Annotated in this window: 12 protein-coding genes and 1 pseudogene; 8 read left to right on the forward strand and 5 right to left on the reverse strand. The window is 40.6% G+C overall.

All coding sequences use genetic code 11. The features are described 5' to 3' along the window. Positions 1-41 precede the first annotated feature (41 nt). A complete protein-coding gene (locus IPM48_09805) occupies positions 42-2,306 on the reverse strand; it encodes a gliding motility-associated C-terminal domain-containing protein (protein MBK9271883.1) in 2,265 nt (754 codons plus the stop codon). Positions 2,307-2,413: 107 nt separating this feature from the next. Here IPM48_09805 and IPM48_09810 point away from each other — a divergent pair, with 107 nt between their 5' ends. Continuing rightward, positions 2,414-2,950 carry a hypothetical protein gene (locus tag IPM48_09810; GenBank protein ID MBK9271884.1) on the forward strand — a complete coding sequence of 179 codons (537 nt, stop codon included), beginning with the start codon at positions 2,414-2,416 and terminating at the stop codon, positions 2,948-2,950. A 14-nt stretch (positions 2,951-2,964) separates the two neighbouring features. Here IPM48_09810 and IPM48_09815 read toward each other — a convergent pair whose 3' ends face one another. From IPM48_09815 to IPM48_09825, 3 genes are all read right to left on the reverse strand, one after another. Next, positions 2,965-4,479 carry a hypothetical protein gene (locus IPM48_09815; GenBank protein MBK9271885.1) on the reverse strand — a complete coding sequence of 505 codons (1,515 nt, stop codon included), beginning with the start codon at positions 4,477-4,479 and terminating at the stop codon, positions 2,965-2,967. Between the two features lie 4 nt (positions 4,480-4,483). After that, complete coding sequence (locus IPM48_09820) at positions 4,484-5,944, reverse strand: glyceraldehyde-3-phosphate dehydrogenase (protein MBK9271886.1); 1,461 nt, start codon at positions 5,942-5,944, stop codon at positions 4,484-4,486. Positions 5,945-6,756: 812 nt separating this feature from the next. Next, entirely contained in the window at positions 6,757-7,626 is an 870-nt protein-coding gene (locus IPM48_09825) for a sigma-70 family RNA polymerase sigma factor (protein MBK9271887.1), read from the reverse strand. A gap of 228 nt (positions 7,627-7,854) precedes the next feature. Between IPM48_09825 and IPM48_09830 the strand changes: the two genes are divergently transcribed. The 4 genes and pseudogenes from IPM48_09830 to lysS all read left to right on the forward strand — a co-directional run bounded on the left by IPM48_09830 (position 7,855) and on the right by lysS (position 13,889). After that, positions 7,855-8,229 (forward strand): activator of HSP90 ATPase 1 family protein, encoded by a 375-nt coding sequence (locus IPM48_09830; protein ID MBK9271888.1) that lies wholly within the window; start codon positions 7,855-7,857, stop codon positions 8,227-8,229. Between the two features lie 59 nt (positions 8,230-8,288). Next, complete coding sequence (locus tag IPM48_09835) at positions 8,289-10,922, forward strand: AAA family ATPase (GenBank protein MBK9271889.1); 2,634 nt, start codon at positions 8,289-8,291, stop codon at positions 10,920-10,922. Positions 10,923-10,993: 71 nt separating this feature from the next. After that, positions 10,994-12,211 (forward strand): porin, encoded by a 1,218-nt coding sequence (locus IPM48_09840; GenBank protein ID MBK9271890.1) that lies wholly within the window; start codon positions 10,994-10,996, stop codon positions 12,209-12,211. Between the two features lie 164 nt (positions 12,212-12,375). After that, positions 12,376-13,889: pseudogene (lysS, locus tag IPM48_09845) on the forward strand (lysine--tRNA ligase). A 226-nt stretch (positions 13,890-14,115) separates the two neighbouring features. Here lysS and IPM48_09850 read toward each other — a convergent pair. Continuing rightward, positions 14,116-14,472: a hypothetical protein gene (locus IPM48_09850; protein ID MBK9271891.1), complete on the reverse strand. Its 357-nt coding sequence runs from the start codon at positions 14,470-14,472 to the stop codon at positions 14,116-14,118. Between the two features lie 158 nt (positions 14,473-14,630). On the opposite strand from IPM48_09850, the gene IPM48_09855 reads away from it, so the two are divergent. The 3 genes from IPM48_09855 to IPM48_09865 all read left to right on the forward strand — a co-directional run bounded on the left by IPM48_09855 (position 14,631) and on the right by IPM48_09865 (position 23,528). Next, entirely contained in the window at positions 14,631-16,322 is a 1,692-nt protein-coding gene (locus IPM48_09855; GenBank protein MBK9271892.1) for a tyrosine-type recombinase/integrase, read from the forward strand. 366 nt (positions 16,323-16,688) lie between these two features. Next, a complete protein-coding gene (locus IPM48_09860; protein ID MBK9271893.1) occupies positions 16,689-20,069 on the forward strand; it encodes a DEAD/DEAH box helicase family protein in 3,381 nt (1,126 codons plus the stop codon). A 3-nt stretch (positions 20,070-20,072) separates the two neighbouring features. Next, positions 20,073-23,528, forward strand: coding sequence for an N-6 DNA methylase (locus IPM48_09865; GenBank protein MBK9271894.1), 3,456 nt, complete (start codon positions 20,073-20,075; stop codon positions 23,526-23,528). The last annotated feature ends 122 nt before the right edge of the window (positions 23,529-23,650 follow it).

Here is a 23,650-nt window from a genome sequence, read left to right on the forward strand (position 1 = left end):
TTTTTTTCAACTTGGCCTCCCACAAACCGGAAAGCAGGCAATTATCGGATCAGATTAACATATCCTTTGAGAAACACCGCTTCACCCCTTGGTTTCATATAGTTTACCTGGTACACGTAGACTCCGGGAGGCAAATCTGTACCCGTGTTATTGACTTTACCATTCCAACCCATGATCGGATCATTGCTGACAAATACCTTGCTTCCCCATCTGTCCCAAATCACCATTTCAAATTGGCTCATGTATCCTGTGTAACCGACTCCGTAAAAACGCTCGTTGGTTCCATTGCCATTGGGTGTAAATGCATTGGGCATAAAATAGCTTACGATGGGTTCAACATCAATATAAGCGATGGCCGTATCGGCACATCCATTGAATTTTGAAACGATTTGTTCTATTTTGTATAAGCCGGTGTCCTGAAATTCATAATTTGGATTGGCGCTAAAAAGCGAAATCCTGTCATTAATCAGGTATTTTAGAAAATCCCCGTTGGAAGACTTATCGGAGATCATCAGAATTTTATCATTCGAGTTGAGTTTCTGCGGGGAATAGTCAAAAGCGGCTTCCGGAGTGGTAAATACCTGAATCCAGTTATTGAATGTGGTTTCCGTTTTGCAACCGATTGGAGAGATTAGACTCAATTTGACAGAATACACTCCTGTCTCGTCAAAGACATGGTGGGGTGAAATGGCATTGCTGGTCTTTCCGTCTCCAAACTCCCACAAAATGGTGTAACTGGGATCAATTGGAAAGGATAGATTGTTAAAAAAAACTTCCAGCGGTTGACAACCTTGAAACTTACTGGGTTCGATGACCAGAAGCGCCGGCACCGGAAAATATCGGATTGGCCTCACGATGGAGTCGTGACATCCGTTGATGTCTTTCACCCAGAGTTGAACATCTTTCACTCCGGGCGTTTTAAATTCGTGGGTTGGATTTTGTGCATTGGAAATTTGATTGGTTTCAAAATTCCAGCGCCAGTTTGTGATTCTTCCGGCCTCTGTCACACTCAGATCCGTAAACTGAACAGCTGCGGCAATGCATGTATCGTAGCTAAAGCTAAAATCAGCTTTCAGGTCGGGGAGAATTTTTATCACAATGTCTGCGGAGTCATTGCATTCCTGGTCTGTCTTGTTGATATACATTTTACCCCGGTACACTCCCAGATCCGGAAATGTAATGTTTACGTCTTTTGTATTGTAAAATTCTTTTTGACCATTGATGTCAAATTCCCAGTCGTACGTCTTGATATTGGATTCGAGGGTGCTCTTGTTCAGAATACTGACCGTTTTACTTCCGCAGGAATTGATGACAAACTGCCCGGTGGCTTCTATTGAATCTGCCTGAACAAATGCAGATAGGTTGTTGACACAATTTATTACATTGAATTGAAAATCCCTTTGCGTCAAACTGAGCAAAACTCCATTTCTGTATTCTCTGATGCATACCGCCACGACGTACTGTCCCAATGCATTTGGTACTCCGGTGATCAGGCCAGTGGTTGGATTGACCGAGATGATTGGATTTCCTCCCATCGGAGTGGTGCGCGTATATAGAGGCGCCCTAAATTGGACAGGGTCAAAGGGTGGCGGACATCTTGCAGGATCCGGAGTGACTCCATCACAATCCATGGCACTTCCACCCGGACGGCCTTCAGGAGATCCTGCTTTACCTCCCGCTGTAAAAGGATTGCAAAATTCATAAACAACCACATCCGATTCTGTATCAGTCACACTGTGATCGTATTTTAAAGCCTGTCCCTGGCATATCAGGATGGGAGGAAAGGATTTAAATTTTGGACTGTTGTTGCAAGATCGTTGACCTTCCGGAGTAATCTCCATAAAATAAGAAGCTCCCTGGTCACCCGGTAAAATGATGTTGGTGATGGTTTCATTTCTACAACAACGCTGATAATTGATGTAGTAATTTTGGTTGGAAAGGGGCAAAGTCATGGTGGCAATGTAAACGCCCTCTTCTACGCAAATATTCCCCGGCACTACAACACAGGGATTTAATGAAGAAAGGAATTGAGTGGCTTGAAGGGTAAAATCTACTCTTCTCACAAAAGTGTAATTGTTATTTCCAGTGGTATTAAAAACTCCAATGGTGGCAGGATTGTCAAACAGGGCTCCTCCACCAAAACAATCCCTGTAAATGGTTAATGTGCATGAAATGGTAAAGCTGTTGTTGGTTTGATTGACTCCAAGACAGGTATATGAAAAATCACCGCCAATGATATGCCTTGCCTGCAAACCGAATGCCGTCAAACAGATCATTGTGGTAAAGATTGCTTTTATTTTCATCATCTTTTAAAACTCCATGTAAACATCTTAAATTGTCAATTGGTTAGCTAAAAGTAGCTTTTTTATGAAAATTTGGATTTTGCTTAAAATCTGCAGACGGTACAAGTCCTATGAATGACTCAAAAAACCTTGATTTTTTTGCATCGGGTGATTTATTTCTTTTGGTGTCAGACGGCATGTGGTGTCTGGTTTGCGATTCGGAATCGCCCCAATTGAATTCTCTGCTGAATCCTCCCTCTGCTTATAGTGAATCAAGCTTGCTCACCATGGCTTCTCTCGACATGCTGACGACCTATTACAGCCTTCATCCAAGGATGGATACCATTTTAGAATTTCACAAGCGAAGCATTGATTTTCAATCTTTGGTCAGAAACAAAAGCTGGAATGGTGTGATTCATCACCATCCATCAGAAAGGGTCCGTTTGACCACCGATCCACTTTTGATCCGTTGGATCGAACACACACGAAGACCCGCTATCCTGATACCAATTGCACCGGCCCATTCCATGGCAGAAGTTGAGTTAAAAAATCATGAATTTGCAAAAAGGGCAAACCACCTCCTCCATTCAACATGCAAGGACTTACCCAATCAAGTGCCGATGGTATCTATGGATGCCAATGGGGAATTATTGTTTCACCGCCAATAAGCAGCGTTTCGATCTTATTTCAGAATAATTTCAACTGCTTTTTGGAAAGCCGGATCTGTTTTAAGTCTTTCACCCAAAGCAAATTTTTCACCCATGGTTTTTTCATGGAGCATTTGAGTGGCCAATCCCTCCAATGATATTTTTGCATCCTGCTTGCTGAAAAGATCTGTTCCGATTTTATTCTTATAATCTTTTAAAACATCGGCTACCAGATTCAAATTTTGGAGGTCTTTCTGATGGGTTGCTGCGAGCTTTTTTATCATAATTTCTTCCAACTCAGAGCGAATTTGAGTTTTATCTTCATCTTCTTCGTAAGTCCATGATTTGCCAATGATAAAATCCGGTACAATGGCGAAAGAAGAAAATGAATCTGGCTGTTCTTCGGTAGTCCGTGTACTCAGCCAATCTGTTGGATGACCGGTAAAAGACGCATAGTTTTTTTGAAAACATCTTCCGGAAGGCAAATAGATTCTCGCAGTGGGAATCAATAGTTGGGCACCGCCAGCCAACTGAAAGGATTCCAATACGGTGGCTTTTCCCCGGGTTTCCTGACCCACCACTTTGGCCAGCTTTAATTCCTGAAGGACACCAGCAATGACCTCTGCAGAAGATGCAGTTTGATGATCGGAAAGGATGACTATTTTTTCCAATTGGAAAAATGGTTTACCGGTGCTTTTGTAGGATTTGCTTCGACCGTTTTTATGAAAAGTCGTGAAAAGGACAACATCTCTTTGTCGCACCAGTTGGTTTAGAATATCGGCTGCTTCATTGAGCAAACCTCCGCCATTTCCCCTCAGATCCAGAATCATATTGGATATTTTCTGATCGCTGACATAATTCTCTATGGTATTCATAAACTCGCGATAACTGCCACTGTTTATTTTCTCGAGCCTGATGTAAAAGTATTGATCCGGTTTGCCGAAGGAATGTGTGACAGAAGGATTGGGAACAGACCTCAACTGAAGATTTGCGGTTTTTTTATTCGTTTCACCATACACGGAATATTGCAGGCTCAGTTCTCCGCCGGATGTGTTCTCAGCGATGGAGTCCAGCTTGGTAAAGTCAAGCTTGCTTTGCCCATTGACCTGGTGTAATTCGAATCCGGCTTTTAAGCCTTTTTCGGCAGCGTCGCTTTCATCCAAGACCTTTTGAATCCACCATTTTCCGTCGATTTCTATACAGCGGAGACCTAGGGTGTGTAGCGAGTTGTTCAGATCAGAATGCCAGTTTTTTGATTCAGCAGAAGGAATGTATTCAGTAAATGGATCCAGTGCAAGACACAGCTGATAGGTCAAATAATCTGATGTTTCCGAATACAAAATGCTATCCAGATAATGGGCATCCAGGTAAGCAAATACATCTTTCAGATGGTAAATGGTATTTTGAGACGAGGGATAAGTAGATCCATCGAGTTCTTTCATTTTTTCTTCCGGCAATCTCATCTTATATCCTCCATACATACCGATCAATGTACAGAGGGCCAGCAAAAGAGGCTGATATTTATAATATGATGGTTCTGAATCCTGCATCCTGTTAATAATAGGTATATCGTCTCACCTTGGCCACGTGCTTGGCCAATCTGACGACCTGACAAGTATATCCAAATTCGTTGTCATACCATGCGTAAATGGTGACCGTTTTTCCATCCGTGCTGAGCAGGGTAGAAGGGGCATCGATGACCGAAGCCACCGTGGTGCCCACCGCATTGCTGGATACATATTCAGTAGAAGTGGAATACTGCAATTGCTCCACAAGATCTCCTACAAGGGTTTCTTTTCGGAGGGCGGATAAAATTTCTTCAAGGGTGGTGGATTTTTCAAGACTTAAATTTAAAATGGCGAGTGAAACATTTGGGACCGGAACCCTAACGGCATTGCCGGTCAAAATTCCTTTTAGATGAGGCAATACTTTGGCGACGGCAGAAGCCGCTCCGGTACTGGTAATGACCATATTGATGGGAGCGCCCCTACCTCTTCTGGGTTTGCGGTGAAAATTGTCCAACAGATTTTGATCGCTGGTATAGGCATGCACTGTTTCAATATGCCCTTTGGTAATTTTAAAATAGTCATCGATAATTTTAATCACCGGGACAATGGCATTGGTGGTACAGGATGCAGCACAAAAGATATTTTCCTGATCAAGGGGCAGATCTTTGTGATTAACACCCACCACAATATTGGGAATGTCTTTCCCTGGTGCAGTCAGTATCACCTTGTCAATTCCGGGTCTCAAATGGGCGCTTAGTTTTTCGCGGGTGTCCCACATACCCGTGTTGTCGATCAGGATCGCTTTTTGGATGCCGTAATCTTCGTAGTTGATTTCAGAGGGATCCTGTGCAAAGATCATGTGGATCCGATTGCCATTGATCTCGACCACCGATTCTTCCGGAAAAATTTCGATGGTGCCGTGAAAACTACCGTGAATGGAGTCGGTTTCAAATAAGGACATTCTCTTTTTCAACTCCTCTGCTCTGTCTTTCATGCCCGGCCTCAAGACGATGGCTTTCAATAGCAATTGTTCCCCTTTTCCTGTCGTAGAAATCATCCGTCGGGCCACCAGCCTTCCTATTCTTCCAAATCCATACAGGACCACATCTCTTTGACCTTCGTTTGCAATTTCCGTGCTCAAACCTTTGGCCAGCCTTTCTGAAATATATTGATTGACCTCTGTTTTTCTTCCTTCTGCCACCCATTGGGAAGCCAATTTACCAATATCAATTCTGGAAGGTTGCAAATTGGAGAGAGCGTGAATTGCTTTGGTGATGGCAAGCGTATCTTCGATATATACAGGATCTGTTCCGTAATTGGCCGCATATTTATGAATATCGATGACCTCACTTGGGCGTTTGTCCTGGAGTTCTCTTCTAAACAGCAACAATTCGATGGAACGGTCAAATAAAAGTTCTCCGATCAATTTACTGAGTTCGAGGGCATTTTTTTCTTTTTCCCTCCATTGACTAAGCGCTATTTTGTGGTTGGCTTCGTTTTGGTTCATGATGTCTAAGTTTGCGCAAAATTGAGAAAAATCGGATGAATTTCTCTTCTTAATTCTGAGCTGCTGTGTTAATGATTTTAAAGTACAGGGGTAAATTTGGTGGAACAGATGCTTTCAAAAATCAAGATGGATGGATCACTGTTGCAAATCACGGGTTCAAAACATTGAATGATAAGACCTTGTAATTGGATGTTGGGAGTCTGGATTCGATTGGTTTATCGACATGAACGCAAACAATGGATTTTCTTAGATGGTATCCAATATGCCAAATCCAAAAAGGTCTTGCTTATTTTTTTGACCATCCAAAATAAATTATACAGGTACTTCTGATCACAATTTCTATTCATTGAAATAGAATTTTCCAAAGCTGCAATGGTTTACTTGGATCCACCACAAGTAACATTGTTCACTCTTTTTTCGACCTACGCAGAATCTGTGCGTCATTTGCAATTTTTTGAGAAGGCTCCTGTCTTGATTAATGTTTTGGCCATCATGACGAACTTACATGACAGCATTGGGCTGAATTTGAAAGAAGGTTAAACCCAGAATTGTCATTAGATTTTGTAATGAGAGCCAAAAGAGCAACAAAGGCAAGACTCCTCGAAAGAAATTCGCGCATGACTGACTGGTTCCGACATGGTCGGAAAGCGAGTGAACAATTTCACTCGCTAAGGAAGGAACCAAACAATACTTTGTTTGGTCATTTTATATTTCATTGAGCACGAATTTCGAGAAGAGGCTTGCAATTAAAGCTATTTTGGCTCGTAATAGAATTCTAATGACAATTCTGGGTTAAATAAGGGATCTGTAAATTAAATTCCCAAATATTGTTTGAGAAGTTTGCTGCGGGTAGTGGATCTCAATTTATTAATGGCTTTGTCTTTTATCTGTCTCACCCTTTCCCTCGTCAAACCAAATTTATCACCGATATCTTCCAGTGATTCCGGATGCTCCAGTCCAAGTCCGAAATACAATTTGATGACATCGGCCTGTCGGTCTGTTAAGGTGCCGAGGGCTCTTTCGATTTCTCTCCGAAGAGAATCCTTGTACTCCAACATCGAATCGGTCGCCGGCGTGGAATCATTTTCCAAAACATCCAAAAGTGAATTGTCTTCACCTTCCACAAAAGGGGCATCCATCGAAACATGTCTCGCAGCTACACCAAGTGTGGTTTCTACTTCTTCCGTTGGAATCTCGAGCAAGGTAGCAAGTTCTTCAGGAGAGGGTTCTCTCTCATATTCCTGCTCCAGTTCTGAAAACGCCCTGTTGATTTTATTGAGTGAACCCACCTTGTTGAGCGGGAGTCTGACGATACGGCTTTGTTCTGCGAGAGCCTGAAGAATGGATTGACGAATCCACCACACGGCATAAGAGATAAATTTAAATCCTCTGGTTTCATCAAATCTCTGAGCGGCTTTGATCAAACCGAGGTTGCCCTCGTTGATTAAATCCGATAAAGACAAACCTTGATTCTGGTATTGCTTGGCGACCGAAACCACAAAACGCAAATTGGCTTTTGTCAATCTCTCGAGTGCACTTTGATCACCTTGTTTGATCAATTTTGCCAATTCCACTTCTTCCTCCGGGGTGAGGAGATCTACTTTTCCGATTTCCTGAAGGTATTTTTCCAGAGACTGACTTTCCCTGTTGGTAATTGATTTGGTGATTTTTAATTGACGCATCAGGCTTTATCTTTAGCTAAGAGATTGAATATGAATATAATGAAAATAAGAATTGGTACAAATAACATACGATTGGATGATTTGACATCCATTCAGCTATTTGACCAAAACAACCCTATTAATGAATTCTCGTCAAAAAAAGTTCATAAATAATCGAAAAAATCAGGAAACAAGTTAATATTGCCCGTCTTTAAGTCTTGTTTTTCTTTACTTGATCAATATAATTGTATGGCCAGAGTTTCTTTCCAGACAGAATTTATGTTTAAAGCATCGCCCTCCATCATCTATCTTTTTGTCACACAACCGACCGCCATCATCCGTTGGTTTTGTGACCAGGTGGATAATGTGGGAGATGAATATACTTTTTCATGGGACGGTGACGAGGAAAGCGCAAAATTGGCCATCGATATTGAAGATGAACTGGTGCAATATGTCTGGCACGATAGACCGGATGAGTATTTGCAGTTCAGAATTTACAAAACCCCGATCACAAATGAGACCATTCTCGAAGTGACCGATTATTGTGACGACGACGAGGTCCAGGAACAAAAGGACATCTGGGAGGTTTATATCAAGAAGTTTAAGACTTTTTGCGGAGGTTGATTTGCCTGGAACAAGTTGGTTTTTGAATTGGATGAATAACACCTTAACGGAATGTGCAGATGGAAGAAGTAAGCAGACCCAATGAACCCAAAAAATACAAGTTTAAAGAGTTAAAGGTTTATGCATCTACGGAGTGGCTGGCCGATAATAAGAAAAAATACCGGCAGGTATTTGACAGATTTGATGTGACCTATATTTATGCAGAGTTGTCATTTATCAACAAATGGTTTGACAAGGATTTTTGGGAAGCGGATTTTGAACTCAAATGTTTCAATCTCACAAAGACCAAAAAAGAAATCTGTAATTTAAATTTCAAAAGAAAGATTTCAAAATTTGAAAACCAGGTTTATGTCCGCGAGGGCTGGGGCAATAAAAAAGAAGGATCCTTTTGGAAAAAGGGAACCTATTGCTGGGAAGCCTGGATCGATGGAGAAAAAGTGGCCACCCGATTTTTCTACATCGAAGATCCGGGAGGTGCCTATGAGGATGATCAAAACCCATACCTGGAGTTGCAGAGCCTGAGACTTTACGAAGGGCCATTTGACGACTTACCCGAGCAGGAAAGGGTCTACTACAAAACTTTTCATGCAGAAGAGACCCGGTATATTTATGCTGAAGTAGTTCTTAAAAACAAATGCCTGCAACCGAATTGGCAATGCGAATTATTTATCAAATTTCACAATGAAGCGAGGGAGCTGAAGGGTCAACTGGTGCGTCTCGTGCCCGTCAAGAAAGAAGATACTGAAATCTCGATCACCGCAGGATGGGGAAGCAATGTGAAAGGTTCCTGGTGGGAAGGAAATTTTACCCTTGAACTGGTTTTCATGGATGAATTACTGGGAGTGATGTCCTTTGCAGTGGACGACGAGTTTGAGGAGGGCATCCCAATGATTACTTTACCCCATACCAACCAACCGGTGGTCCTGACTGAAACAAAGGAAGATCAGCGGAGCTTTACAGAAGTGCTCAAAGATTTGGATCGTTTGATTGGTCTGGAAGAAGTCAAGAGAAAGGTCAACGAACACGCCCAATACATCCAATATCTGAATCTCCGGAAAGAAAAGGGCATCGTAGAAAATGATCAGATTCTATTGCATTCCATCTTTTTTGGCAATCCCGGCACCGGCAAAACCACGGTGGCCAATATGATGGGATTGCTCTATAAAAAAATGGGCGTTTTGTCCAAAGGACATGTGTACGAAGCCGATCGCGCTGAACTGGTGGGTGAGTACATTGGCCAGACCGCTCCAAAAGTGAAAGAAGTCATTGAGAAGGCGAGGGGCGGGGTTTTGTTTATTGATGAAGCCTATGCCCTGGCAAGGACCCACGATGATTCTAAAGATTTTGGCAGAGAAGTGATCGAGATATTGGTAAAGGAAATGTCCAATGGCCCGGGAGATATTGCCATCATCATGGCTGGATATCCCAAGGAGATGAAATATTTTTTGGATTCCAATCCCGGCATGAAAAGCAGAATCAAATTGTATTATGAGTTTCCCGATTATTTGCCACAGCAACTGTATCAGATCGCAGAATTCGCCTCTTTGGAAAAAGGTTTGATTTTCCGCAGCGATGCATTTGAAGCCTTGAAGAATATGATTCTCAATGCGTATCGCAACCGCAACAGCAATTTTGGAAACGCGCGCTTTGTGTTTGATTTGGTGGACAAGGCCAAAATCAATCTTGGCATTCGTTTGATTTCATCCGGCACTGCGGCTGAACTGGACGCGGAGGCCCTCAGCGAAGTGACCATGGAGGATGTGACCAACATACAGCTGGAGCCGATGAAACTCAGACCGGCCATTCCGGTGGATCAAAAACTGCTGGATGAGGCCTTGCTCGAACTCCATGGCCTGATTGGCATTTCGCAGGTAAAAAAAGACATCCACGATCTGGTGCAGATTGTACAATATCAGCAAAGATCCGGAAAGGAAGTGCTCAACCAGTATTCCCTTCACACAGTCTTTCTGGGCAATCCGGGCACCGGCAAAAGCACGGTCGCAAGGATATTGGCCAAAATATTCAAATCACTTGGAATACTGGAAAGAGGACATACGGTAGAAACAGACAGACAGGGATTGGTGGCCGGATACATCGGTCAGTCAGCCATTAAAACAGCTGAAAAAATAGAGGAGTCCATAGGCGGAGTTTTGTTTATCGATGAAGCGTATTCATTGACCCAAAGCCAGGCCGGCCACGGTGATTATTCCGGAGAAGTCATTCAAACACTTCTCAAACGCATGGAAGATCAGCGAGGCCAGTTTTTTGTTTTTGTGGCCGGTTACACCGAACCCATGGAGCATTTTCTCAAGTCAAACCCGGGACTGAACAGTCGATTCGACAGAATTCTCAAATTTGAAGATTATACCACCCAGGAATTGATGGACATTGCCTTAAAAATGTTTGGCGATCAGTTTTTCGATCTGGAGGATGCCGCAAAAGGCTTATTGCATGCCTATTTGGACAATCTCCACAGAACCAAAGACAAGTATTTTGGCAATGCGCGCACCATTCGATCCATTGTTCAGGAGACCATCAAACTTCAGAATATCAGGTTGTCCAACCTATCCTCCACCGAACTCGAAGGACTTGATAAAAACCTGATCATGGCGGAAGACCTGAAGGATCTGTCGCAAGAGTCGGAGCGCAGAAAGGCGTTCGACAAGCCGCGGATGGGCTTTAAAACTTCATAATTTCTTAATATACAATTTTTTAACACTGACTTAATATTGCGGTCAAATTAACGTAGCAATTTTTTAAAGTCATGCGCTTCCTATTTTGCCTTTCCCTGACCCTAAGTTTTGTCCACTTTGGTTCCGCACAATCTGCCAACGACAGCATCTCAAAAGAAGTGAAACCAACTCCCGCCCCAAAATGGTACGAGTCTGTTTCCATCAGAGGCTATACCCAGATCCGGTACAACCGCTTTCTGGAGACCAATCCTTCTTTGAATTGCGAGCAATGCGACCGCTCCTGGGGCAATAACGGAGGGGTCTTTATCCGGCGACTGCGGATGATCATCTACGGGCAGATTGGCAAAAGAGTGTATTACTATTTCCAACCCGATTTTGCGAGTTCGGCCAGCAGCACAGGATTGCATTTTGGTCAGGTGAGGGACATGTATTTTGATGTGGGAATCGATCCCAACAATGAATTTCGTTTTAGAATCGGGCAGAGCAAGGTGCCATTTGGATTTGAGAATTTGCAGTCCAGTCAAAACCGACTCCCGCTCGACCGCGCGGACGCCACCAACAGTGCAGTGGCCAATGAGCGGGATCACGGCGTGTTCTTTTACTGGGCTCCCAAAAAATACAGAAAACTGTTTTCCAGTCTCGTCAGTGAGGGCCTCAAAGGCTCCGGTGATTACGGCATCTTCGCCTTTGGAGCCTACAACGGTCAGACCGCCAACAAACCCGAGTTAAACAACAAAAAACATTTTGTCACCAGGCTTAGTTTGCCAATCAAAATTGGCAATCAGCTGATCGAGCCCGGCATTCAGGCGCACACGGGCCATTTTACCATTGCCTCTGACCAGCTCTCCTCAGGAGTAAAATCAGTGGTGAATAAAACATACAGCGATAGACGCGTGGCCGCCAGCTTTGTGTTGTACAGCAAACCCATCGGAATCTTGGCAGAATACAATTTTGGAGAGGGACCCCGTTTCAACAAGGAGACCGACTCCATCGAATTGAGTCGCCTCCACGGAGGATTTATCACGGTCAATTACATGATGCATCACAAAGGCCAAACGATTGTACCCTTTGTGCGTGCCCAGTATTATGACGGAGGTAAAAAACACGAGCGCGATGCACGCGCCTATTTGGTCAAAGAACTGGAGATCGGATTGGAGTGGCAGCCCTTCAGACAGTTTGAACTGGTGGCGATGTACACCTTGTCCAGCCGCAGATTTGAAGATTTTATCCTGCAGGACAACCTCCAGACCGGCAGGCTAATCCGCCTGCAGGCACAGGTGAATTTTTAATGGATTCCTGATAAGCGTTCAGTTTTTTATTCTTTGGAGCGGAGTAATACACTTAAAACTCCTTCACCCACTTTCCGCCAACTTGCCTGGGGACAAGCCGTTTGGAGACTTTGGAACTTAGAACTCAAAACTCCTGTATCTTTGCCGACCTAATTCAATATGCAATGTCCCATTTGAGCGAGCAGGAAATAATCCGAAGACAGTATCTGGAAGAAATACGTGCCCTGGGCATAGAGCCCTATCCACACGCTGAATTTCCCGTCAACACCCACGCTGCCCGGATCAGAGAAAGATTTGCAGACCATCCCGAGGAGTTTGCTTCCGTGACCCTCGCAGGTCGTCTGATGATGAAGCGCATCATGGGAAAGGCCGCCTTTGCAGAACTGCAGGACAGCACCGGCAGAATTCAGATTTACCTCAACAGAGATGAACTTTGTCCCGGTGAGGACAAGAGTTTGTACAACACCCTTTTAAGAAATTGTGTGATATCGGTGATTTTGTGGGCATTGAAGGATATGCCTTCACCACACAGACCGGAGAATTGACGGTGCATGTAAGGGCATTTCATTTTTTGGCAAAATCCCTGCACCCACTTCCGGTGGTAAAGGTGGATGCCGACGGTAAGGTGCACGATGCTTTTCTGGATCCCGAAGCGCGCTATCGAAAAAGATATGTCGATCTGATCGTCAATCCATTTGTAAAAGATATTTTTGTAAAGAGGGCAAAACTTATTTCCGGAATGCGGGCTTATTTTGACGCACACGGATGGCTGGAAGTGGAGACCCCTGTGTTGCAGAGCATTCACGGCGGCGCGGCGGCAAGACCCTTTAAGACCCACCACAATGCCCTGGATATGCCGCTTTTTCTGAGGATCGCCAATGAGTTGTATCTGAAAAGGCTCATCGTTGGGGGATTTGATGGGGTCTATGAATTTGGCAAGATGTTTCGCAACGAAGGCATGGACCGGACCCACAATCCTGAGTTCACTTCCGTAGAAATCTACATTGCATACAAGGACTATCTCTGGATGATGGAAATGGTGGAGGATATGTTGGAAAAAGTAATCCTACAGATCAACGGACATTCAGAATCTACCATTGGAAAAAATGTAATCCATTTCAAAAAACCATTCCGAAGGCTGAGCATGTATGAAGCCATCCGGGAATACACAGGCTTTGATGTGGAAGGAAAATCAGAAGAGGAACTTCGCGCATTTTGCAGGACAAAACACATCGAATTGGATGATTCGATGGGAAAGGGAAAACTGATCGATGAGATCTTTGGTGAATTGGTGGAAGAGCATTTGATCCAGCCCACCTACATCACCGATTATCCGATCGAGATGACGCCGCTGGCCAAAAAACACCGGAGCAAAGAAGGATTGGTGGAGCGGTTTGAATTATACATCAACGGCAAGGAAATCGCCAATGCATACACAGAACTCAACGACCCGATCGACCAGAGGCAGCGGTTTGAGGAGCAGCTTAAGTTGGCTGAGAGGGGAGACGAGGAGGCGATGATGCTGGACGAGGATTTTTTGCAGGCACTGGAATATGGCATGCCACCGACATCCGGATTGGGCATAGGCATTGACAGACTCACCATGCTGCTCACCGGACAGGAAGCCATACAGGAGGTGCTGTTGTTTCCACAGATGAAGCCGCAGAAAGAACAATAGCTGAAGGCTATTTCAGGCAATTCACGCTGAGGCTTGGATCGCATAAAGAGGGATGTAATTTTTTTTGTTTAAGTTTCCATCGTTTCACTATATTTGACACAGCATTTGGCCGGGGCGATTTTGATCCCTATGCCAACATCAGACAAGCTATAACATACTGTCCATTAATCTTTTAGATACAAAAATCAATGATGGACGACGGCGAAGCCATTTAATTTTTTAAAGCTTAAGATTTTGAAATTCGTTTGATGACCACTTCCTGATCTGAGAAAATCATCCATGAAAAATCGTAGACATAGTTTACAAATTTCTTTTGGGTGTTGATATGATAGGAAGTGATGTACTGCCAGTTAAACTTTTTGGCATCTAAAATAGAGCGGTTGATTTTTTTGTAGTGGATATTTTTTCCAAGGATTTCAAGAAGAATGGATCGATTGCGATGCAGGATTTTGTCTATGTGGAAGCTGGCCTGCAGAGTTACTTTGGATAGTTTTTCATGGTAGGAGGTTTTGCATTTTGCAGAGCAGAATATTTTATCGGACCTACCCACCAGAATGGAAGGGCACATTTTACATTTTCTCATAATGTTTGAGGATTGAAAACATTGAAAATTCAGAACAAGATCTTTCCATCAAAAAGTCAACGGTTGACTTACGATTAAGTTTGTAAATATTTGAATTTTAACTACATAAACGTATTTTTTTTGTCCTGTAATTCTATTTTTGCTAAAATTGTAAAGCTATGATCAGGGTATCCAAAAAAATGCACAAAGACAAATGGCAAATATTTCTTGATTTTGATGATGATTTAGTGGCGATCAATAAAATTAAAAGGATCAGTTCTGCGAAATATAGTTATTCAAACAGAGCCTGGTACATCGATTATGATAAACTATCGTGGCAGGCCTTTCTCAGAACAGGCTTAAAATACCAGATCGATGATTTCGGAACCACTGGCGATACACAGCCTATAAGTGACCATGCCGAAAAAAAACAAGCTGATGTGCCTCGCGTGTGTATGGAGAAGGCAGCAGACCAGTCAGGTACTCATCTCAGGTATTTTCATCCTTTTTTCTTTATATCGGGAAAGCTGACTGGCTCCCATTTGGATAAGATCAAAACATTGCCAAAAGCTTATTGGAACCACAGATATCAGAATTGGGTCCTCAGGGCGAATTTGGAAAACCTGGAATTTATCTACAGGGATTTAGAGCTTATTTCTCAAACTCAGTTGGATGTTTGGAAAAAGCAAATCAGCTTAATCAGCAACCCGCCCAAATGCATCCTTTATCAAAGTCCTGAATTTCCGGAGAAGATATTGCTGCAGTTGAGCGGCGATGGCGTGGACATTGACTTTGTCAAACACATTCCGGAGAGGAGCTATCATGCAGGTCGCAAGTTTTGGGTCGTGCCCCATGAAGAACAAATCCTGAAGAGGATCCTGGATCATTACACATCGCAAAAAACCATAATCATCAATAAGTTGTATTCTGGCAAGGCTATCCAAAAAACAACCAGTTACCTGGAGCTAAGGAAACATTTGTTGGCAAGGAGTTCTTCTGAATTAAAGCCTTTTGCAGAGACTTATTTAGATGCTTTAATAAGAGAAAGGTATAGTGGACATACCGTGAAGGAATACTATGGAAAGTTTATTCAATTTTCCAAAGCAATCCAACCGAAAAAATGCAATGAGATCACTGTAGAGGAAGTGAATGCCTACCTGGCGGAAATTAGTCAAAAGAAAGTTTCGGATTCCCTGATCAATACCCTGATCAACGCCATAAAATTCTATTATGAAAAAGTGGTTTTCCTGGCAGATTTTAAGATAGAAAGGATCAAGAGGCCAAGAAAAGCATTGTTGCTGCCAAAGGTCTTAAGTGTGGAAGAAGTGGACAGGCTAATCCGGTCCACTGAAAACCTCAAGCATTGTACCATCCTATTCGCCTTATACGGGCATGGACTAAGACTATCTGAGTTGCTTAACTTACGACTTGAGGATGTTTTGTGGGACCGCAATCAGCTTTTTATAAAAAGCGGGAAGGGAAAGAAAGACCGATACGTCAATTTGAGTCAGGAGTTTAAAGGTATATTGTCCCTCTATGTCCATGAATATAAGCCAAAGTACTGGTTGTTTGAGGGGCAGCAAGCCCATCGGCAATATGCTGAGCGTTCGGTCCAGGAAATCGTAAAAAAAGCCGCTTCCAAAGCATGCATCAACAAGCGGGTCACTCCCCATACGCTCAGACATTGTTATGCAACGCACCTATTGGATTCAGGAACCCAGCTCCCCTACATCAAAGAGTTACTGGGCCACAAAGACATCAAAACAACGATGATCTACACCCATATCACCACAGCCAGCATAGAAAATGTCGTTAGCCCGTTGGATGTCTTAATAAAATACAGAACAGAAATCTCTAAAAAACCGCAATAAGAATATATTTTTGTTGCGGAGATAAGTAAGTTATAGCCAATGGTAGGACGACCGTTCCAAAGACGACTGACCGACCAAAATTTAAACATTAAAACAAAGACAAACCATTTTGACAGGTGACCAAAAACATACAGACCATATTCAAACGGGACAGCAATTAAGCCGACACTCAAGCCGACCCGATTTTTTTTATTTTTTTCCCCACCGCACTTTTTTAAAAACAATTTTAGCCAGCCGCACAAATGGCACATTTGGTTTTGCCCGACACACAAGCCGACCCTTCGCAAAACCAAAAGAGCCATTTTTTGCCAACGCACCTATAGAAATAAATTACGATATTCACGACATCATTTTAACAGACAATTAATGCTATTAGATAATAAAACCAAGACAGAAGACAGCGACCACTATAAAGTGTTTGACTTCATTAAAAACTACACTGAAAGCGGTGGACTTGACCTTGTGACAGGTTTCTTTTCTGTTAATGCTTTGGCTTTAATGAAAGACGACATTAACCAAGCAGAAAAATTCAGACTGATTTTGGGTAATTTAATGCAGGACGAAGCACAATTAAATAAAGTAATTGACCTGCTTAACGGCAACACAAGTATAAGCGGGACACTTTCTTTGAGTGCAGCAGCTCAAAAAGCAGTTGAGTTTTTGCAACAAGACAAGGTTTTAGTAAAATCAATTCAACGGAATTTTTGCCACGCAAAAACTTATATCTACAACGACAAAGATTCAAGAAAGAACTTTCACATCATTGGCAGTTCAAACCTAACAGACGCAGGTCTTGGAATTAAAGAGAGCAGCAACATTGAATTAAACACAGCATCGACAGGCGACAACAACGACTATAAAGAATTAAAAAAATGGTTCAAACACCAATGGGAAAATGTTGCACTTGAAAAAATCGATTTACCTGACAAAACTAAAGTTGAAGTAAAGCAACACATCATTGAATTGATTAAAAACCTTTTCAAAGAATACACACCTCACGACCTTTACTACAAAGTTCTTTACGAACTTTTCAAGGATGATTTAATGGAACTTTCTGGTGATGCAGAGTTCAAACGTGAAATTGCACACTTAGAAGAAACCATCATTTACAAAACGCTTTTCTCCTACCAACAAAAAGGAGCAATTAGTTTGATTAAAATGCTTCAAAAATTCAATGGAGCAATTTTAGCTGATGCAGTTGGTTTAGGTAAAACTTGGACTGCATTGGCGGTAATGAAATATTTTGAAATTAAGGGCTACACCGTTGTTTTATTTTGTCCTAAAAAACTTCGTAACAACTGGGAGCAATATCAATCACACAGAGGTTCAAGATTTGAGAAAGACGAAATTGAATACTATGTAAGAAACCACACAGACTTTCAAGACGAAAGACTAACCAATAACTATCCAGACTTTCCACTTTCCAAATTGCAACGAAAACAAAAACTGCTTTTGGTAATTGATGAAAGTCACAATTTAAGAAACGATAAATCTTCCCGATATAAATTCTTTGTTGACAATGTTTTGTTGCCCGAAAAAACAAATCGTGATGTAAAGGTTTTACACCTTTCCGCAACACCAATCAACAACAAACTGATGGACATTCGTAATCAGTTTAAATTAATGACCAAAGGGCAAGACAACGGTTTTAAAAATACCGATTTAGAAATTGACAGCCTTGAAAACATTTTCAGAACAGCACAAAAAGACTTTAGCGAATGGTCTGACCTTGACGATAGAAAAATTGCAGACTTCATTGCTAAACTTCCACAAAAATTTGAGAAGCTCACTGATGCTTTAATTGTGGCAAGGACAAGAAAACTAATTGAAGGTGAATTCGGAGAAATGAATTTCCCGAAAAAAGACGACCCAATTAATGAATACATCACACCCGAAAACTTAGGCGACCTCAAATCATTTGATGATATTCTAAATGCTTTACGAGTAAACCTAACGGCTTATCGCCCTTCGGAATACATCAAAGATTTGAAAGTGGAAAGTGTTTTGGAAAACCCAAAACAACGTGAAAAATTCTTGGTAAAAATGATGTATATCCTTTTGATGAAACGCTTGGAATCGAGTTGGTTTTCATTCAAAAGCACCGTTGAAAATATTTTGAATCATCACATTAACGCATTAGACAAAGTAAATCTGTTTATCAAAAATCAAACAGACAGTTCATTAGAAGATGATTTTACAGAAGAAGAACAAGAAGAAATTGACGAGACAGCAGCAGAGATTGAAGCCGAAAACGACCAACCAATTACACTTGGAAAGAAAAATCCAATTCCGCTTTCTTCTATCACTAACATTGACCTTTTCAAAAAACATTTGGAAGCTGATGTAACCAAATTAACCAATCTCAAAAACAGCCTTGTAAAGTATGAAGCAGAGTTTGTTGCTGGAAAAGCCGATGATGATAAACTCAATAAACTGATTGAGCATATCACAACCAAACAAAAAAAATCGGACAATAAAAAAGTTTTGGTTTTCACTGTGTTCAAAGACACAGCAAAATTCCTTTACGATGAATTGAAGAAGAAAGGATTTAAAAATGTGGCTTTTGTTTCAGGTTCTATCAGCGAAACTTTTGACGGATATTCAGGCGACAAGTTTGAACCTATTTTGGAACGCTTTGCTCCTTTCACTAAACTATACAATGAAAAAGACTGGTCGGAACTTTATGAAAAAGCAAACCTTTCAGAAGATTACAAAGAAGCCGACAAATGGAAAGTGCCTTATGAAAAGTGGCTTGAACTAATTACCAAACACGATAAAGCAACACTAAAGAAAATTGATAACCCAATTGATGTATTGATTGCTACCGACTGTTTAAGTGAAGGACAAAACTTACAAGATTGCGACACGGTTGTAAACTATGATATTCACTGGAATCCAGTACGACTTATTCAGCGAATGGGACGTATTGACCGTATTGGCTCACCAAATAAAACTATAAAAGGAATCAATTTTTGGCCAGGCAAAAACTATGAAGATTACTTACGACTAAAATCGAGAGTAGAAAACCGAATGGCTTTGATGAGTGTAGTGGGAACCGAGCTGGACGACAAAATGACACCTGAGTTTCAACGAATGGTTGAAGAAAATCCATTGTTGCCAAAGCAAGCCCAAAAAATGCTGGAACAGTTACAAGTTACTTGGGATGATGTGGAAGTAAGTGACGAAACACTTGGATTGAATGACCTTTCATTGGAGCAGTTCAGACAAGAATTATTTGAGTTCTTCAAAAAGAACGAAGAGTTTTTCAAGAAAATACCAAACGGAGTTTTCACAGGTTTTAAATTCAGACCTAACACAAAATGGAAAACAATGCCTGACAGCATTGTGGCGGTTTTGGGTTATCCGAAAAGACCTGATGAAAAAATAGACCACGTTTACGATGAAATTCATCTATTACATCAAAGTATTGATGATGGTAAAAGCGGAAAGTTGGTATTAAATAACAATCAGGAAATTTTAACCTTGCTTCGGAATCACAAATTGGAAGCCCGTTATGTTCCCAATAATATTGACAAAGGAGACCAAGCTGTTTTAGATAAACTGGCTGCTGCTGTTGGCACTTGGGTAAAATCACAAACAACACCAGTTGCGGTAAACCAAATTCAGGATTTGTTTACTGGCGATGTAACACCCAAGAAAATATCACCCGAACAAAAGAAACTGGAAGATAAATTCAAGAGTGAGAATTTCGATTTAATCAATTGGTTTGTAATTTCTAATAAGTAAACAATGAAACTAAACATATTCAATACAGCCAATCTTTTTGAAGCAGCCGCCAATCTGTTTCAACAGTTGGGTATAAAACTAAACTCCAATACAGCCGAGCCATTGCCTGTAAAGGATTTGCTAAAGCAGCATTACAAAGACAACGATACTTTTAAAACTATTGGCAAAACTTATTTCATTGGAATAATTGACAACACCGTTTTTCAAGCCACCGGAATGTTTGATGTAAACTATTCCTACAAAGAAGCATTACAACAAGGCGACAAAAACTATGACGGCTTAATGCTTTTTGCTTTAGAACTTAGCAAACAACCAACCCGAACCGAAATATCAGACCTTACAAGAACCTTCAACCGTATCAGTCAGAAAATGCCTGTGGCTTTGGTTTTGAAATACAAAACAGGAAACGAAGCGTGTTTTTCAATAGCCATTAGCGAACGCTTTAAATACAAACAAAACTGGCGACAAGGAGAAAAGGCAGGCAAAGTAATTATCCTTCGTGATATACATACTGAAACTACCCACGCAGGACATGAACGCATTTTATTAGACTTGGTGAAACCTGTTGGCGTTACCAATTACGACCAATTGCACCAACATTGGTTGCAGGTTTTAGATGTAAATATCCTTAACAAAAAGTTCTTTCAGGATTTGGCAAACTGGTATTTCTGGGCAATGGAAAACGTTACGTTTCCTGACGATTTGGAAAAAAAGAAAGATGTTCGCAATGCCACCAACCTCATTCGTTTAATTACTCGGGTAGTATTTATTTGGTTCATCAAAGAAAAATCGCTGGTGCCAAATGCTTTGTTCAATAAAGCACACTTAGATAAAATTCTGAAAGACTTCAACAAGAACAAAAAATCGCAAAACTATTACCACGCCATTTTACAAAACCTGTTTTTTGGAACACTGAATCAAAAAATGGATGAAAGAAAATTTGCAAAAGATGGTGGGAATATCAAAACAAATGGTGAAGAATACGGAGTAAAAAACCTGTTCCGTTATGCTGACCTTTTCAATATATCCGAAAAGGATGCAATGCAATTGTTTAAAGATGTTCCTTTCTTAAACGGTGGTTTGTTTGACTGTTTGGACAAGCCAAACGAAGAAGGCAAAATTGTTTATGTAGATGGTTTTAGCCGCAACCCGAAGAAACAAGCCAGCGTTCCCGATTATATTTTCTTTGGTGAAGAAAAAGAAGTTGACCTGAATGAAATTTACGGCACACGAAATAAAACCTACAAATCAAGAGGATTAATTAATCTGTTGGAGAGTTACAAATTTACCGTTGCAGAAAACACACCTATTGAAGAAGAAATTGCTCTCGACCCTGAATTATTGGGTAAAGTATTTGAAAACTTATTGGCAAGCTACAACCCAGAAACCCAAACCACTGCAAGAAAACAAACAGGTAGTTTTTATACGCCAAGAGAGATTGTAAACTATATGGTGGATGAATCGCTATTGGAATACATCAAACAAAATGTAAAGAACGAAAGCGAGGATTTTGAAACAAGGTTAAGAGATTTGATTTCTTATGCTGAAACGCCAAATCCTTTTGATGAACAAGAAACCAAAGACCTAATAGAAGGCATTAATAATTGTAAAATATTAGACCCTGCCTGCGGCTCGGGTGCATACCCAATGGGTATTTTACATAAGATGGTTCATTTACTGCAAAAATTAGACGCTGATAACAAACATTGGAAAGCCTTGCAACGCCAAAAAGCAATGGAAGAAACGGAAACTGCTTTTAAAATTGGCGACAAAGAAGAAAGAGGAAAACGGCTGAATGAAATAAACGATGTATTTGAAAACAACGCTAGTGATTACGGACGTAAATTGTATTTAATTGAAAATTGTATTTACGGTATAGACATACAACCTATTGCTGTGCAGATTTCCAAATTGCGTTTTTTCATCTCCTTAATTATTGACCAAAACAAACAAGAGAAAAAGGAAAATTTTGGAATAAGAAGTTTACCAAATTTGGAAACAAAGTTTGTGGCAGCTAATACTTTGATAAGCCTAGACAAACCAGCACAAACCCTTTTACGCAACCCACAGATTGAAGAAAAAGAAACCGAACTAAAAGAGTTACGCCACAAATACTTTACAGCCAACACACGAAAAGAAAAACTGCAATACCAAAAGCAGGATAAAAAACTGAGACAAGAAATTGCAAAAATGCTAGAAAGCGATGGATGGCAGACATCTGTAGCTAAACAAATTGTAGCTTTTGACCCTTACGACCAGAATACTTTTGCTCGTTGGTTTGACCCCGAATGGATGTTTGGTTTGACCAGTGGATTTGATATAGTGATTGGCAATCCTCCATATATTACTTACAAAGGAAAAGAGGTTGTAGATATAAGTGATGCTGAGGTAAAGCAACTTATTAGTTTATATCCCAATTCTGCTGAATATAAAGTAAATAGTTACGCATTATTTACAGAGAATGGAGTTAAACTTTTGAAAAAAGGGGGTACTCTTTCATTCATTATTCCAAGCACTATTTTACAAAATGAATATTTAAAGAAGATTAGAAAATATTTAGTTACAAAGTATCATATTTCTCAAATCGTTTCTTTTGCTAATAAGGTTTTTGAAGCAGTTACAGATTCAATTATCCTGAATGTGATTAACCAACATTCAAAAAAATTGGACACAATTGCAGTCAGAAAAAGTGATTTAGATTTTTCAAATCTTGACGATTTAAAAACATATAATCAACAAAATTGGGATGACGAGCCAAATGATTACGTTATAAACTTAAAGACAACTGAAGATGAGGATATTATTATTTCAAAGATAGAATTGAATTCAGAATTTGTGGATGATTATCTGGAAGTTTATGTTGGAATTGTGGCAAATGGTATAAAAAAGTTTCTTTCATCATCAAAGGTAAATTCTAATTATAAAAAATACCTGCAAGGAAAACACATTGATAATTTTGCAATTTATCCTGATAAACTTTTTATAAATTTCATCAAAGAGGAATTACACAGTAATACTGATGAAACAGTTTATCTCCAAAAGGAAAAGATTCTTGTACGAAAGACTGGTAATAGGTTGATTGCAGTTATTGATGATGAGAAATATTTCACAGACCAAAGTATTTATAATTTGTATCCAAAGAGAGGTAAAACAGTAAATCTTAAAATTATTACTGCCTTACTAAACTCACCTATGTTGGAATATTACTTCAATAAAAAAATGATTACCAATCCTGATGTATTTCCATATATCAAAGGAATTCACCTGAAGAAACTTCCCATAAAACTTCCAAAAGATAAAACTTTAGAAAATAAAATTGAATCACTTGTTATAAAAATTATTGAAGGCAAAAGAAATGAAACTGATGTAACAAAATTAAAACAGCAATTAAATCACTTAGTATACAAGATTTACGAATTAACAGAAGATGAAATTAATACAATAGAAGGAAATGAATAGCCAACGCATTTTGCAAGCACATTGCCAAAGCCGCACAAGCCAACGCACAGACCAAAGCTTTGTCAAAGAGCTTGCAAAGCCAACCCATGACAAAATTGTTTTTAAAAAATTTCCAACACTTC

The organism is Saprospiraceae bacterium (genome assembly GCA_016715965.1).
In the GTDB taxonomy this organism is placed as follows: Bacteria; Bacteroidota; Bacteroidia; order Chitinophagales; family Saprospiraceae; genus Vicinibacter.

What these genes read in the sequence shown, in the direction of transcription:
- IPM48_09805 (MBK9271883.1), bottom strand. Translation starts at nt 2,306, where the DNA reads ATGATGAAAATAAAAGCAATCTTTACCACAATGATCTGTTTGACGGCA.
- IPM48_09810 (MBK9271884.1), top strand. Translation starts at nt 2,414, where the DNA reads ATGAATGACTCAAAAAACCTTGATTTTTTTGCATCGGGTGATTTATTT.
- IPM48_09815 (MBK9271885.1), bottom strand. Translation starts at nt 4,479, where the DNA reads ATGCAGGATTCAGAACCATCATATTATAAATATCAGCCTCTTTTGCTG.
- IPM48_09820 (MBK9271886.1), bottom strand. Translation starts at nt 5,944, where the DNA reads ATGAACCAAAACGAAGCCAACCACAAAATAGCGCTTAGTCAATGGAGG.
- IPM48_09825 (MBK9271887.1), bottom strand. Translation starts at nt 7,626, where the DNA reads ATGCGTCAATTAAAAATCACCAAATCAATTACCAACAGGGAAAGTCAG.
- IPM48_09830 (MBK9271888.1), top strand. Translation starts at nt 7,855, where the DNA reads ATGGCCAGAGTTTCTTTCCAGACAGAATTTATGTTTAAAGCATCGCCC.
- IPM48_09835 (MBK9271889.1), top strand. Translation starts at nt 8,289, where the DNA reads ATGGAAGAAGTAAGCAGACCCAATGAACCCAAAAAATACAAGTTTAAA.
- IPM48_09840 (MBK9271890.1), top strand. Translation starts at nt 10,994, where the DNA reads ATGCGCTTCCTATTTTGCCTTTCCCTGACCCTAAGTTTTGTCCACTTT.
- IPM48_09850 (MBK9271891.1), bottom strand. Translation starts at nt 14,472, where the DNA reads ATGAGAAAATGTAAAATGTGCCCTTCCATTCTGGTGGGTAGGTCCGAT.
- IPM48_09855 (MBK9271892.1), top strand. Translation starts at nt 14,631, where the DNA reads ATGATCAGGGTATCCAAAAAAATGCACAAAGACAAATGGCAAATATTT.
- IPM48_09860 (MBK9271893.1), top strand. Translation starts at nt 16,689, where the DNA reads ATGCTATTAGATAATAAAACCAAGACAGAAGACAGCGACCACTATAAA.
- IPM48_09865 (MBK9271894.1), top strand. Translation starts at nt 20,073, where the DNA reads ATGAAACTAAACATATTCAATACAGCCAATCTTTTTGAAGCAGCCGCC.